The following is a 14,332-nucleotide window of genomic DNA, read 5'->3' on the forward strand; positions in this document are numbered from 1 at the left end:
TCGCCTGATGCTTCCGGATTACTCAAGGGTGGATGTTAGAGAACACGACTCGTAAAGCGGCTTTTGCCAGGCAACTCCAGGACCAGTTCCTCACTCTTGTTCAACGCGCCGACTCCCTTGGGCGTACCGGTCAGTACCACATCGCCGGGTTGCAGGGAGAAGTGTGTGCACAGGTGCTGGATCAACGGGATGATCGGGTTGAGCATGTCACGGCTGTTACCGTCCTGGCGTACCTCGCCATTGATGGTGAGGCGAACATCGATATCAGCCAGATCGCTGTAGGCATCACCCGGCACGAAAGGCGCCAGGACACAGGCGCCGTCGAACCCCTTGGCGATTTCCCAGGGATAACCCTTTTCCTTCAAGCGGGCTTGCACATCACGCAAGGTCAGGTCCAGCGCCGGCGCGAAACCCGAAATGGCATCCCGGACCTCTTCTTCGCTTGGCGTGCGTGACAGGGGCTTGCCGATCAATACGGCGATTTCCGCCTCGTAATGCACCGAACCACGGTCTTCAGGAATACTGAAGCCACCTTCAATCGGCACGACCGAACTGGCCGGTTTGATAAAGATGAGCGGCTCGGTGGGTACAGGGTTGTTCAGTTCCTTGGCATGCTCAGCATAGTTGCGGCCAATACAGACCACCTTGCCCAGCGGGAAGTGGATCTTCGTACCATCGACGTACTGGTGTTGGTAGCTCATGGTGAACCGACTCCGAAAGAGGAAAAGTCCCGTTTAATCCTTTATAACCAAAAGCTTGGCCGCATTACCAAGGCAGGCGGCCAAGCATAACGACACGAACCTGAACGTTAGCGGAACGGTCGGTTTATCGCCTGATCCTCAAGGGCTATCAGGCGATGACCTTGCCCGGATTCATGATGTTATTGGGGTCGAAGACTGCCTTGACAGCCTTCATGTAGGCGATTTCGGCTTCTGAACGGGAATAGGTCAGGTAATCCCGCTTGGTCATGCCCACGCCATGCTCGGCCGAAATGGAGCCGTTGTATTTCGCAACGGTCTCGAATACCCACTTGTTCACGACCTTGCACTTGTCAAAGAACTCATCCTTGGAAAGATCATCAGGCTTGAGAATGTTCAGGTGCAGGTTGCCGTCACCGATGTGACCGAACCAGATGATCTCGAAATCCGGATAGTGCTCACCCACGATGCCATCAATCTCACGCAGGAAGGACGGCACGTGCGAAACCGTTACAGAGATGTCGTTTTTGTACGGTGTCCAGTGGGAAATCGTCTCGGAGATGTCTTCTCGCAGACGCCACAGGTTTTGCAACTGCTGATCGCTCTGGCTCATGACGCCATCGAGCACCCAGCCTTCATTGACACAATGCTCGAAGGTAGCCAGGGCCTGATCGGCGCGCTCGTCCGTTGTTGCTTCAAACTCCAGCAGTGCATAGAACGGGCAGCGGGTATCGAACGGTGCAGGCACGTCACCACGGGCCAGGACCTTGTCCATGGCCTTGTCGGAAAAGAACTCGAAGGCCGTCAGGTCCAGCTTGTCCTGGAAGGCATGCAGTACCGGCATGATCGAATCAAAATCCGGCGTACCCAGTACCAAGGCGGTCAGATTAGTTGGCTGACGCTCCAGGCGCATCGTAGCCTCGACCACGAAACCCAGCGTGCCTTCGGCACCGATGAAAAGATGACGGAAATCATAGCCGGTCGCGTTTTTCATCAGCCCCTTGTTCAGCTCGAGCAGCTCGCCCGTACCGGTCACGACCTTGAGGCCGGCTACCCAGTTACGGGTCATGCCGTAGCGGATCACCTTGATGCCACCCGCATTGGTACCGATGTTGCCACCCAGCTGACTGGAACCGGCCGAGGCAAAGTCGACGGGGTAATAGAGACCTTTGTCTTCAGCAAAGGCCTGCAACTGCTCGGTGATCACGCCCGGCTGGCAGACCACGGTACGATCGAACGTGTTGAAGTCGAGAATCCGGTTCATGTAATCGAATGCCACGACGACTTCGCCATTAGCTGCGACCGCTGCCGCCGAAAGACCGGTACGGCCACCAGAAGGCACCAGGGCCACCCGATGTTCATTGGCCCAGCGCACGATGGCCTGCACCTCCTCTATCGTCTTGGGAAAGACAATGGCAGACGGTGCCGGGGCAAAGTGCTTGGTCCAGTCCTTGCCGTAAGACTCCAGCGAGGCCGCATCCGTGAGCACCTTTCCGGGCTCGACCAGGGTTTTCAGCGATTCGATCAAAGCAGCGTCAATCATGTTGAAACTCTCGTGGCATTCATGGTCGTCCTGAGAACCGCTCAGGTCGTATCCGGGCAAGGAAAAGGGAGAACATGCTAGCATATGCCTACCCTTCGGCGACGCCAGCCGGCAGCCGATTCACACTTCCTCGGGACTACGGGTTCAACGCAGATGAGCAAGACCTCACTCGACAAGAGCAAGATCAGATTTCTTCTTCTCGAAGGCGTACACCAATCGGCAGTAGACACGCTGAAAGCGGCTGGCTACTCCAACATCGAGTACATCTCCAAAGCGCTGCCCGAGGCTGAGCTCAAAGAGAAGATCGCCGATGCGCACTTTGTGGGCATTCGCTCCCGTACTCAACTGACCGAAGAAGTGTTCGACTGCGCCAAGAAGCTGATCGCCGTTGGCTGCTTCTGCATCGGTACCAACCAGGTGGACCTGAACGCCGCCCGTGAACGCGGTATCGTCGTGTTCAATGCGCCCTACTCCAATACCCGTTCGGTCGCTGAACTGGTATTGGCTGAAGCCATTCTGCTGCTGCGTGGCATTCCTGCCAAGAACGCTTCCTGCCACCGTGGCGGCTGGCTCAAGAGCGCCAACAACTCCTTTGAGATTCGCGGTAAGAAGCTGGGCATCATCGGCTACGGTTCCATCGGTACGCAGCTGTCCGTCCTGGCCGAAGGCCTGGGTATGCAGGTCTACTTCTACGATGTAGTTACCAAGCTGCCGCTGGGTAATGCACAACAGGTTGCTTCCATCACCGAGCTGCTCGGCATGGCCGACATCGTAACGCTTCACGTACCGGAAACGCCCTCGACCAAACTGATGATTGGCGAACGTGAAATCCGCGCCATGAAAAAAGGCAGCATCCTGCTTAACGCTGCACGTGGCACTGTAGTTGATCTTGAAGCGCTGGCCGCAGCCATCAAAGACGAACATCTGCTGGGTGCTGCCATCGACGTGTTCCCAGTCGAGCCGCGCTCCAACAATGACGAGTTCGTCAGTCCGCTACGCGGCCTGGACAATGTCATCCTGACCCCGCATGTAGGCGGCTCCACCATGGAAGCCCAGGCCAACATCGGTCTGGAAGTGGCCGAGAAGCTGGTGAAGTACAGCGACAACGGTACGTCCGTGTCTTCCGTCAACTTCCCGGAAGTGGCGTTGCCCTCCCATCCGGGCAAGCATCGCCTGCTGCACATCCACCAGAACGTGCCGGGTGTGCTGAGCGAAATCAACCGTGTGCTGTCTGAAAACGGCATCAACATTTCCGGTCAGTACCTGCAGACCGACGAAAAGGTCGGTTACGTGGTAGTCGACGTAGATGCCGCCTACTCCGACATGGCTCAGGAGAAGCTGCAGAACGTCAAGAGCACCATTCGCTGCCGCGTGTTGTTCTAAGCGTTCATCCAGCAAAAAGGAGGCTTTGGCCTCCTTTTTGTTTTGTATATATGAAAACTATTTCGCTTCGAGCGCCTGCAGGTAGGCTACAGCCTCGTTCAGCTCGCTTTCATTGAAGACCTTTACACCGGCACGCCGCAAGGCTGCAGCCGTTACGCCCTCGCCTGAGACTCTACGTCCGGAAAAGGTGCCATCGTAATTCTCATGATTGCCGCACGAGGGGCTACGCGCCTTGAGCACTGCCATCTGAATACGATGCTGCCTGACCAGCTCAACAGCCTGACAGGCTCCAGCCAGAAATTCCGCACTGACGTCCTCACCGGTATCGGTCATCACGGGCTGCTGGCCGTCCAGTACGGCAGCGCCTTGTCCGCCAGGGATTTCAGCCGGCGGCCGAGGTGTAGACAGGCCACCGGCAACCTCTGGACACACGTCGACGACACGTCCTTCCGCCAGCCAGGAACTCAACTGATCATAGGGGCCATGAGCGCCCCCGTCATAGCGGACCCGGTGGCCCAGCAGGCAGCGGCTGATCAGTATCTTTTCCATTTACAAAACGTTTTCCAGTACGTTTTCACCCCGCCGGCGAAACCAGCCTGTTAATGACATACGCTCACGCGTCGCAGGCAGGACTTCATGGGGCAAATCGCCAGACATGAAGCAGACCAGGCTGCCACCAGCAGGCAATACATCGCGGGTCTGTCCGTCAGGCAGGTGCATGCGCAGTGCGCCCCCATGCTCGGGCAGCCACGCCTCATTCAGGTACAACACCAGAGACACCATACGCCTGTCGTCGTCCTTGAAGCGATCCAGGTGAGTGGCATAAAAAGCCCCTGGCGGATACATTGCAAAATGGCTTTCATAGTCTTCGAGACCCATGAAGAGGCTCTGATTGAAGGCCAGCCGGAGCGCATCCATAAGCGCCAGATAGCGGGCAATAGCAGGCGAAGACTCATCGCCCTCTAACCAGGCAATTTGATCACCACGGACACCTTCGCGAATGACCTGGCTGTCGCCACGCCCGATAGCGGCTGGAGCCAACAGTCCGTGCTGCGCACGTTTGTGGCACTCTTGTGCCAGCGCACGGGTCAGATCATCGGGTAGAAACACAGTCTGATGGGACCAGCCGACATCGGCCAGATCATCGACGATACGCTGCAACAAGGGATGATCAGGGCGAATGGGCATATCGAATTCCTGCGAGACATCGCAACGAGATAACCAGCATAGACAAGAGCGGCTGGCGGCGTCGGCATTGTAATAAGTCGTCAACGCTTCTGCTCAAATTTATACGCTCCGACGAATCAGCCCTTTCCAACCTCGACAGCAACGTGATACCTACCCAGAATACTGTCTTTTTTCTGGCATGCTGCAGCTCAAGGCATGCCCTTGCAGGAGAGTTCATGCGCGTTTTTATTGCTGGTCTGCTACTCGCCATCGGTCTTCCCGCGCTGGCCGATAATTATCAAACCCTTTACCAGACCGCGGGCTGGCCCGAACAGCGCAGCCACTTCCGCGATGCGCTGCAAGCGGCACAGCAGCGCTACCAGAACAGCCTGCCGCCAGCGTTGTACCAGACGCTGGTGGATAACAGTAACCGCCGCTTCTCGGCCGATGCCATCGACCAGCGTGCCATTGGTCAACTGCGCCAGTCGCTGCCGGAGACCAATCCTGCCTTGCAGTTTTTCCAATCGCCTGTAGGCCAGAAGGTCGTCGCGGCGGAGGTCAGCGCCACCCGTAGCGATCAGATCGCCCGCAACTCGGGTGGCCTGCCCACGATCCAGGCCAGCGCCGCCCGTCAGACACAGATCAAACGAATCGCCGCCGTGATTCCGGCTCGTGAAGCCGGCGCGGAAGTCAGCATGGCGTTGGCAGGTCTGGCGGCTGACAGCCTGAGCCAGATGCTCCCTGGCCTGATGGGTCAGGCTCAGGGCATGATCGGCCAGCAACGCGAGCGCATCATGCAGCAGATGAACAATGGCGACTTGGAAAACACGCTGCTCTACGTTTATCGCACCCTTTCCGACAACGAGCTGACACAGTTTGCCGACTTTGCCAGCTCGCCTGAGGGCCATCGCTATTACCAGGCCGCCCTGGCCGCGCTGCGAGCAGGCCTTGGCTCAGGCAGCAACTAAACCCTTCCTCTACGCCAGCCGCTCCCTTAGAAAATCGAAGTAGCGCTGGCGTAACGCTTCGGTTTCGTTGACCAGATGGTGCCGCGCTTCAGGCAGGCGCAGCACCTCTGGCTTGTCGAACTTCTGTTCCAGCACCTGCAGATTGTGTCGCCAATCCACGGTGAAGTCCTGCTCACCCTGGATGATGATGGGCCGATGCAGACTGGGCGAAGCCTTTTCAATACGTGGAATCCAGCGGGCTAGCGCTCCTACCCAGCGACTGGGCAGCTCGCGCGGTTGCAGCAGGTCATGATGCTGTAGAAAGGTAAGAAACGCTTCGTCACCGGAGTTGGCCGAAAACCGTCTGGGCAATGCCCGGACAAAGGGGCCAACCAGCCGGTAGGTCAGATGAGACATCTTCCAGCTGCAGGGGCGAACCAGCGGCGCCAGCAGAATTGCTTCGCCTATCTCCGCACCGGGCTGCCCGTTCAACAGATGGTCCAGTACGATCGCACCTCCCGTGCTCTGCCCCAGCAGATGCCAGGGTTGCGGCAGGTCAAGGCGTCTGGCCTGATCGAGCAGAGCCTTTAATACCGCTTGATACTCGGCAAAATCATCAATACTTGCGCGCGGACCGCTGGATAACCCGTGCCCCGGCAGGTCGCAAGACAGCACGGCGAAATTCATCGACAGCGCCCAGTCGATCGCATGGCGATACAACCCCATGTGGTCGTAATAGCCATGGAGCACCAGAAGCGTGGCCCGCGGCTGGTCATGCCACCACCCTTGCACGGCGATCTCGTAATCAGCCACGCGCATGCGGCCCAGGCGAGCCTGGACGCCTGGGTGCTGCTGGCTCATGTCGAGTCCATAAAAGGACTGATACGCCAGGATGGCCGGGCCAGACTCGCCAGGATCGAGGGACAGCTCCGCCAATAGCGGTCGCAGTTGTTCTGGATGAAACGGCGTGGTCATGGTCGTCACACTAAAAAGAGAGGCCTGCCCATGTAAAGCTTGGACACTTAATCATGTTCTGCTTCATGCCCTGGCGTGGCAAGCTATGTCTTCTTTTGCATTAACAGTCATGCCATGCCCTCTCGTCGATTCACTATTCTGCTCTGCCTGTTCACCATCCTTGTCATTGCTGGTTCGGGTGCTGCCTACTGGTGGTTCGAGCTGCGCTATTTACGGTCGTTTGCCGAGCAGACCGCCTTTTTTGATGGCAGTCATCTACAACTCCCGCCCGAGCTTGCGGGCCCGGGACCGATCCGGCTGGTGCACTTCTGGGACCCGGACTGCCCATGCAACGAAGGCAACCAGGCGCACCTGCGTAACCTGACTGCGCGCTTTGGTGATCGGGGCGTCGAGTTCTACAGCGTGCAGAAACCAGGGAGCGAAGGAAAGCTGCCGTCCATGCTGGATGGACGTCTGAAGGCCCTATCGACGATTCCTGGAGCCGATACGCTGCCCGCCAGCCCAGCCGTGGCCATCTGGGATAATGCTGGCAAGCTGGCTTATGTCGGCCCCTATAGCGAGGGCATGATCTGTACGGCTGGTAACAGCTTTATCGAGCCTATTCTCGAAGCGCTCGTGTCAGGGCGCAGCGTACGGTCGACCAATACCTTGTCGGTAGGCTGCTACTGCAACTGGCAGGGCTGACCCCTTTTCTAGTAACGCCAAAGGCCGGGCATCGCATCGACTGCCCGGCCTTTTCGTTTTCACTGTTCTTCCTCTCAGGCACTTCTAATCATTGTTGCGCTCTTAGCAACAGAGACTTTTGCAAGATGTTGCTAAACAGATAGCTGCCTAGGCAGTATTCTACTCGGACTTAGCTGCCTGGGCAGATACTGCCATGACACGTTTCAAACCAGATAATTTTTCGCTGCGTTACTCGCTCGGCCATCTGATCCACTTGGTCAATTCGCTCAAGGATCGCCTGCTGGACAAGCACCTTGTCGCTTATGACATCACGGCTGCCCAGTTCAAGGTGTTGCTGATGCTGGCACGCAATACGGCGGATACGCCTGCAGAGCTGTGCCGTTGCCTGTCCCTCGACAGTGGCGCCATGACCCGCATGATCGACCGGCTGGAAAGCAAGGACCTGATTGCTCGGGTGCGCAGCACCACCGATAGACGGCAGGTTCGCCTCGAGCTCACCGAGCAAGGCCACAGCTTGAGCAAACAGATCCCGCAGATTGCAGCTGACGCCATGAACGACCTGACCGGCGAGCTGACCCATTCCGAGATCGATGAGCTGGAGCGCCTGCTCAAGAAGATATTGGTTCCGGCCGGCCTGGTCCCGGCCAATGAAGGAGAACAATAACGCCATGTGCCTTAAATACCCTCTCTCAGCCCTGGCCATTGCCCTGGTGCTGTCGGGTTGCGCGTCACCCATAGGCCTGCATACAGAAGGCCGGGCGCTTGACGCAGCGAGCCTGCACAGCGAGCAGACCGTTGCGGGTTCTACCCTGTCACCGGCTGCCTGGCCGAAAAGCGACTGGTGGAACACCTTGGGAGATCGCCAACTCGACAGCCTCATCCGTGAAGCGCTGCAATCGAGCCCGGACCTCCAGGTGGCCGATGCCCGCTCCCGTCAGGCCAATGCAGCGGTGATTGCTGCAAACGCCGATCGCCAGCCGACGCTCGATGGCAACGCCTCGATAACCCGCTCCCGGCTGTCACGTCGCGATGATCCGACCGGCCAGGGCGGGCGCTATAGCACGCTGCGCGAGCTATCCGTTAATGGCAGTTATACCTTCGACCTCTGGGGTGGCCAACGTGCTGCCTGGGAAGCCGCTTTGGGCCGCGCCCGTGCCAGCGAGGTAGACCGCAAGGCCGCTGAGCTGACCGTGGCCGCCAACGTTACACGCGCCTACAACCAATTGGGCCAGGCTTACGTCATGCTCGACCTGGCCGAGCAAGACCTCAAGCGTACCCGCGGCATGCTCGATCTTGCCCAGCGGCGTGTTTCGGCGGGCCTGGACAGTGAGTTCCAGCTGCAACAGACCCAGAGCCTGGAGGCCGCCTCGGAGTCGCAGCTCACCGCTGCCAAGCAGTCTGTAGAAAGTGCGCAGATCCGTCTGGCCGTCCTGTTGGGTAAAGGCCCTGACCGGGGCGCCAGCATTGGTCGTCCACAACTGATTGCACCCAAGACAATCGCACTGCCCAGCCAACTGCCTGCCGAGCTGATTGGCCGTCGTCCCGACCTAGTAGCCGCACGCTGGCGTGTGGAGGCCGCTTCGCAGGACATTGATTCAAGCCGGACAAATTTCTATCCAAACCTCAACCTTGTCGCCGCAGCCGGCACCGATGCCCTGTTGGGTGATGCCCTGTTCGGAGCACCCAGCCGCTTCTTCAATATCGGTCCGGCCCTGTCGCTGCCGATCTTTGACGGGGGTCGTCGCCGGGCTGACCTGGCCAGCCGCAACGCCGATTACGATCTGGCCGTCGCCCAGTACAACCAGACGCTGGTCAATGCCCTTGGTGATATCGGCGACAGCATTTCCCGGCTGCGCTCGCTGAATCAGCAGATTCAGGAACAGCAGCGTGCCCGCGATATTGCTCAGGCGTCTTTCGACATTGCGATGCAGCGTTACGGCGCCGGCATCGGAAGCTACCTCGACGCGCTGAGCGTCGAGCAACAACTGCTTCAGGCAGACCGCCAGCTGGCCAGCCTCGCGACGGAGCGTATTGATACCTCCGTCCTGCTGATGCAGGCGCTGGGTGGTGGCTTTGAACCCTCTTCTGACACACCGGCTCTGCAACCGGGCCCACGTGTAACTTCGGATCGCTGAGACGTAAGACATGGCTGAATCAAACGCACAAACCGCCACTAACGAGAACGGCAAGCCCAAATCCGGCAAGCGCAAGTTCTTCCTTTTGCTCCTGCTTCTGCTCGTCATCCTGGGGGCAGTGGGCGCTTACTTCTATCACACGCTCTATGGCCGCTTTCATGAGGGTACCGATGATGCCTATGTGAGCGGCAACGTTGTCCAGATCATGCCGCAGGTGACCGGTACGGTTGTCAGCATTACCGCTGACGATGGTGACTTGGTGCATGAAGGTCAGGTTCTGGTGAAGTTTGACCCGAGCGACACCGAAGTCGCGTTGCAGAGCGCTGAGGCCAATCTGGCCAAGACGGTTCGTCAGGTCCGCGGCCTGTACAGCAACGTGGACAGCTACAAGGCTCAGGTAGCTTCACGCAAGGTCGAACTGGAACGTGCACGATCTGACTACAAGCGTCGTCAGGACCTGGCACGCGGCGGTGCGATATCGCAGGAAGAACTGTCCCACGCCCGTGATACGCTGAACGCAGCCGAAAATGCACTGACCAGCGCCGAACAACAACTCAGTACCAGCCGTGCACTGGTAGACGATACGGTGATCGCGTCCCATCCCGATGTGAAAGCCGCCGCCGCCCAGCTGCGTCAGGCCTATCTGAACAATGCCCGTAGCACCATCATCGCACCGGTGACAGGCTATGTAGCCCAGCGCTCGGTACAGGTTGGCAGCCGCGTACAGCCGGGTACAGCGCTGATGGCCGTGGTGCCACTGGATCAGATCTGGATCGACGCCAACTTCAAGGAAACCCAGCTCAGCGACATGCGCATCGGTCAGCCGGTTGAAATTCATTCCGACCTGTACGGTGAAGATGTGAAGTATCACGGTACGGTAGAGAGCCTGGGGGTCGGCACCGGCAGCGCGTTCTCCCTGCTGCCCGCCCAGAATGCCAGCGGCAACTGGATCAAGATCGTGCAGCGCCTACCTGTGCGGATTCGCCTGGATCAGGATGCGCTGGAAAAGCACCCGCTGCGCATTGGCCTGTCGATGAACGTCGATGTCGACCTGCATGATCTGGACGGCCCGGTACTGGCGCAAAAGCCGCTGGCCCAGCCCCGTTATGCTACCGACGTCTATACCCGCCAGCTGGAGGATGCCGATCGCCTGATCGAGCGTCTGATCCACGAGAACGGCCCGGCCTCCCGTGATGTAGCCAAGCGCTAATCGGAGATCACATGAGCGATTCTGCATTCCGCCCGGCGAGCCTGGTGCTCGCCACGGTCGGCCTGTCGCTGGCCACCTTCATGCAGGTGCTGGATACCACCATTGCCAACGTGGCCCTGACCACGATTTCAGGCAATCTGGGCGTAAGCTCCGAGCAGGGTACATGGGTAATCACATCGTTTGCTGTCAGCAACGCGATTGCCCTGCCCCTGACCGGCTGGATGGCACGTCGCTTCGGTGAGGTAAAGCTGTTCCTTGCTGCGGTGGTGCTATTCGTCATCACTTCGTTCCTGTGTGGCATCGCGCAATCGATGCCACAACTGGTATTTTTCCGGGCGCTGCAAGGGTTCGTGGCCGGGCCGCTATATCCCATGGCCCAGACGCTGCTGCTATCAATCTTTCCGGCCGCCAAGCGAGGGATGGCCCTAGCGCTCCTGGCCATGGTCACGGTAGTGGCTCCCATCATTGGCCCGATTGCCGGTGGATGGATCACGGATAACTACACCTGGCCCTGGATTTTCTTTATCAACGTTCCCATCGGTATCTTTGCCACCCTGGTGGTTTGGGCACAGCTGGGCAAAAAGCCGGAGCAGATCATTCGGCAGCCGATCGACTATGTGGGCCTGACGCTTCTGGTAATCGGTGTCGGTGCGCTGCAGGTTGTACTGGATAAAGGCAATGACCTGGACTGGTTCGAATCAAACTTCATTGTCATTGGTAGCTTGATTGCCGTTATCGCGTTGATAGCCTGTGTCATCTGGGAGCTGACCGACAAGCATCCCATCGTGAACCTGCGGCTGTTCAAATACCGTAACTTCACGTTCGGGACGCTGGCCCTGGTACTGGGCTATTCAGGCTTCTTTGGCATCAATCTGCTTCTGCCCCAGTGGCTGCAAACTCAGTTGGGTTATACGCCGGTCTGGGCGGGTCTTGCCGCTGCGCCAATGGGATTTTTGCCTGTGTTCCTATCGCCGCTGGTTGGCCGGTTCGCCCATAAGACAGACCTGCGCCTGCTTGCCGGTGGCTCTTTCCTGGTGATCGGTGCCTCGTGCTTCATGCGTGCCACGTTCAATACCGAGGTTGATTATCGCCATATCGCTGAAGTGCAAATGTTCATGGGGCTGGGAATTGCGCTGTTTTTCATGCCTACAACCAGCATTCTGTTGTCCAGCCTGCCGCCTAAAGACATTGCGGACGGCTCCGGGCTTGCGACATTTTTACGGGTACTGGGCGGTAGTTTCGCGTCGTCACTGACGACCTGGATCTGGGCACGCCGCGCCACGTTCCACCATGCTCAGCTGACCGAGCAGGTAACGGTGTATGACCCAGCGACACGGGACTACATTTCGATGCTGGGGGGTCCTTCTCACGCCACGTACGCCCAGCTCGATCGCGTGGTCGAAAGTCAGGCCTATATGCTGTCCACCATTGATTATTTCACGTTGCTCGGCTGGATGTTCATGGGCCTGTTCCTGATCATCTGGCTGGCCAAGCCACCTTTCGGCGCCAAGGGCCCCGCTCCTGCAGGCGGCGATCACTGACCAAAAGGCCGGCATGGAAACATGCCGGCCTTTTGTTTTGGCGATTGATCAGTCGACGCAAATCAGACCGCAGCGAAGAAAAGAAAAACAATACACAGCATGCCGAGGGCCCATACCTTGGAGCGCTGGGTTGCACGGTCCTTGATATACAGCCAGGTATAAATGATACGGCTGACCACGAACAGGAGCGCCAGGAAATTGATCGTTCCCTGAGCCGCACCTTCGGTGACATGCGCCACGATCACGGCAGCGGCAAACAGCGGTGTAATTTCAAACGCATTCTGCTGCGCTGCGTTGGCACGCGCCTGGGGCCCTTCCAGCTTGGCAAGGAAATCACGTGGATGCCGGTTGTTGTCCGGCGTAAAGCCACTGCCGGTAAACTTTGCGTACGCCGCGGCGCCATAGGGAATGAGGTAGGCGAATAGGATGCACCAGTAGCCGAACGTCATGGGAATTCCTTGAATTGGCAGACCTGATAGTGACCTGTTTATAAGCCAAAGGTTAGGGCTTTTCCAGACTCTGCACGCTTGATATCCGCTTTCCAGCGAGACGGACATATCAACAAGATGATCCAGGCACCCTCATGGCCTTGGCTACCGTTGTGACTTCTGTCCGCAGCCGTTGCCCTAAAAAACTGTAACTTTCCGCGTCTATAGGTGTTCTTAATGAGAATTACCTAATGGCCATCATGGCCTCAACTTTCTATCCGCTGTATTGAAAGGATGTTCAATGCTTGAACTCGCCGCTGCCTTTATCTGTTTTACTGCGCTGCTCACTTATGTGAACTACCGGTTCGTCGGTCTGCCGCCCACGATCGGCGTCATGGTGATTGCACTGGTGTTCAGTGTGCTGCTGCAAATTGCGTCGGCGCTGGGGTTTCCCATGCTGGAGGAAACCATTGAACAGCTGATCCAGAGAATCGACTTCAACGAACTATTGATGAACTGGATGTTGTCATTCCTGTTGTTTGCCGGTGCCTTGCACGTCAATGTTCAGGATCTTCGCAGCTACCGCTGGCCGATCGGCCTTCTGGCTACCCTAGGCGTTCTCGTTTCTACCGCCCTGATCGGCGGAACGGCCTATTACGTCTTTCCCTTGCTGGGCTGGCATGTAGACCTGGTGTATTGCCTGCTGTTTGGCGCGCTGATTTCTCCAACCGACCCGATTGCTGTTCTTGGAATACTGCGTTCAGCCAAGGCGCCAAAATCACTGGAAATCACCATCGTGGGTGAGTCCCTGTTCAATGACGGCGTTGCCGTTGTGGTATTTACCGTGCTGCTCGGCATTCTCGCCTCCGGCGAGACACCCTCCGCCGGGCACGCTGTCATGCTGTTTGTCGAGGAAGCCTTGGGCGGCATCCTGTTCGGCTCGGTGATCGGCTATGTCACCTACCGGATGCTCAAAAGCATCGATCAGTACCAAATTGAGGTGCTCCTGACGCTTGCGCTGGTTATTGGCGGCGCTGCCGTGGCTCCCCACCTGCATGTATCCGGTCCGATTGCGATGGTCGTGGCCGGCCTGTTCATCGGCAATCGTGGCCGTGAAAAAGCGATGTCCGATACCACACGCCGCTATGTGGACGGCTTCTGGGAGCTGATCGACGAGATCCTCAATGCCATGCTGTTCGTGCTCATCGGCATGGAGCTTTTGCTACTGCCTGTGACAGGACTGCACCTGGCCGCCGCTGTGGCCTTTACCCTAGCCATCCTGCTTATCCGCTGGATCAGCGTGACACCGGTCGTGATGCTGACGCCGCACTGGCGACACATGGCCAAAGGCACCATGGGCATTCTGACCTGGGGCGCACTGCGGGGTGGGATTTCAGTGGCGCTGGCCCTATCGCTACCGGCAGGGCCGGAACGGGATCTGATCCTGACCATTACCTATATACTGGTGTTGTTCTCCATCCTCATGCAGGGCCTGACCATCGGTCGGGTCGTACGTCGCGTGACGGGTAACGCTCCCTCGGAGCCTGATCAGCACGGGCACTAAGCGTCACCGGTGCTACGGCCGTCCTGACCGTAGCACCGCCCGGGTGGCCTTTCGTCG

General features: G+C 58.1%; 14 protein-coding genes. 8 read left to right on the forward strand and 6 right to left on the reverse strand.

Annotation, left to right across the window (positions count from 1 at the left end):
• Nucleotides 1-35: 35 nt before the first annotated feature.
• Both EAW52_RS18530 and EAW52_RS18535 read right to left on the reverse strand, forming a co-directional pair.
• Nucleotides 36-701: a fumarylacetoacetate hydrolase family protein gene (locus EAW52_RS18530; protein ID WP_122043518.1), complete on the reverse strand. Its 666-nt coding sequence runs from the start codon at nucleotides 699-701 to the stop codon at nucleotides 36-38.
• A 148-nt stretch (nucleotides 702-849) separates the two neighbouring features.
• Entirely contained in the window at nucleotides 850-2,241 is a 1,392-nt protein-coding gene (locus tag EAW52_RS18535) for an FAD-binding oxidoreductase (RefSeq protein ID WP_122043520.1), read from the reverse strand.
• Between the two features lie 153 nt (nucleotides 2,242-2,394).
• Between EAW52_RS18535 and serA the strand changes: the two genes are divergently transcribed.
• Nucleotides 2,395-3,624 (forward strand): phosphoglycerate dehydrogenase, encoded by a 1,230-nt coding sequence (serA, locus tag EAW52_RS18540; RefSeq protein WP_122044861.1) that lies wholly within the window; start codon nucleotides 2,395-2,397, stop codon nucleotides 3,622-3,624.
• Nucleotides 3,625-3,681: 57 nt separating this feature from the next.
• Here serA and EAW52_RS18545 read toward each other — a convergent pair whose 3' ends face one another.
• On the reverse strand, nucleotides 3,682-4,173 hold the full coding sequence (locus EAW52_RS18545) for a DUF523 domain-containing protein (protein WP_122043522.1): 492 nt from the start codon (nucleotides 4,171-4,173) through the stop codon (nucleotides 3,682-3,684).
• On the reverse strand, nucleotides 4,174-4,812 hold the full coding sequence (locus EAW52_RS18550) for a 2OG-Fe(II) oxygenase (protein ID WP_010796973.1): 639 nt from the start codon (nucleotides 4,810-4,812) through the stop codon (nucleotides 4,174-4,176).
• 215 nt (nucleotides 4,813-5,027) lie between these two features.
• Here EAW52_RS18550 and EAW52_RS18555 point away from each other — a divergent pair, with 215 nt between their 5' ends.
• Nucleotides 5,028-5,759 carry a DUF2059 domain-containing protein gene (locus tag EAW52_RS18555; RefSeq protein WP_122043524.1) on the forward strand — a complete coding sequence of 244 codons (732 nt, stop codon included), beginning with the start codon at nucleotides 5,028-5,030 and terminating at the stop codon, nucleotides 5,757-5,759.
• 9 nt (nucleotides 5,760-5,768) lie between these two features.
• Here EAW52_RS18555 and EAW52_RS18560 read toward each other — a convergent pair whose 3' ends face one another.
• A complete protein-coding gene (locus tag EAW52_RS18560; RefSeq protein WP_074823245.1) occupies nucleotides 5,769-6,713 on the reverse strand; it encodes an alpha/beta hydrolase in 945 nt (314 codons plus the stop codon).
• A gap of 114 nt (nucleotides 6,714-6,827) precedes the next feature.
• Here EAW52_RS18560 and EAW52_RS18565 point away from each other — a divergent pair, with 114 nt between their 5' ends.
• The 5 genes from EAW52_RS18565 to EAW52_RS18585 all read left to right on the forward strand — a co-directional run bounded on the left by EAW52_RS18565 (nucleotide 6,828) and on the right by EAW52_RS18585 (nucleotide 12,283).
• Complete coding sequence (locus EAW52_RS18565) at nucleotides 6,828-7,397, forward strand: DUF6436 domain-containing protein (protein WP_010796970.1); 570 nt, start codon at nucleotides 6,828-6,830, stop codon at nucleotides 7,395-7,397.
• Between the two features lie 193 nt (nucleotides 7,398-7,590).
• Nucleotides 7,591-8,061, forward strand: a complete 471-nt coding sequence (locus tag EAW52_RS18570) for a MarR family transcriptional regulator (RefSeq protein ID WP_122043525.1) — start codon at nucleotides 7,591-7,593, stop codon at nucleotides 8,059-8,061.
• The gene (locus EAW52_RS18575) at nucleotides 8,045-9,532 is read left to right on the forward strand and encodes an efflux transporter outer membrane subunit (protein WP_372238862.1); all 1,488 of its coding nucleotides are present in this window, start codon (nucleotides 8,045-8,047) and stop codon (nucleotides 9,530-9,532) included. Before EAW52_RS18570 ends, EAW52_RS18575 begins: the two co-directional genes overlap by 17 nt.
• 10 nt (nucleotides 9,533-9,542) lie before the next feature.
• Complete coding sequence (locus EAW52_RS18580) at nucleotides 9,543-10,742, forward strand: efflux RND transporter periplasmic adaptor subunit (protein WP_122043528.1); 1,200 nt, start codon at nucleotides 9,543-9,545, stop codon at nucleotides 10,740-10,742.
• 11 nt (nucleotides 10,743-10,753) lie between these two features.
• Nucleotides 10,754-12,283: a DHA2 family efflux MFS transporter permease subunit gene (locus EAW52_RS18585; protein WP_010796966.1), complete on the forward strand. Its 1,530-nt coding sequence runs from the start codon at nucleotides 10,754-10,756 to the stop codon at nucleotides 12,281-12,283.
• Nucleotides 12,284-12,345: 62 nt separating this feature from the next.
• Here EAW52_RS18585 and EAW52_RS18590 read toward each other — a convergent pair whose 3' ends face one another.
• Nucleotides 12,346-12,732, reverse strand: a complete 387-nt coding sequence (locus tag EAW52_RS18590; RefSeq protein WP_122043530.1) for an MAPEG family protein — start codon at nucleotides 12,730-12,732, stop codon at nucleotides 12,346-12,348.
• Between the two features lie 280 nt (nucleotides 12,733-13,012).
• Between EAW52_RS18590 and EAW52_RS18595 the strand changes: the two genes are divergently transcribed.
• Nucleotides 13,013-14,275, forward strand: a complete 1,263-nt coding sequence (locus EAW52_RS18595; RefSeq protein WP_010796964.1) for a sodium:proton antiporter — start codon at nucleotides 13,013-13,015, stop codon at nucleotides 14,273-14,275.
• Nucleotides 14,276-14,332 lie beyond the last annotated feature (57 nt).

The organism is Pseudomonas sp. LTJR-52, assembly GCF_003691465.1.
GTDB lineage: Bacteria > Pseudomonadota > Gammaproteobacteria > Pseudomonadales > Pseudomonadaceae > Chryseomonas > Chryseomonas luteola.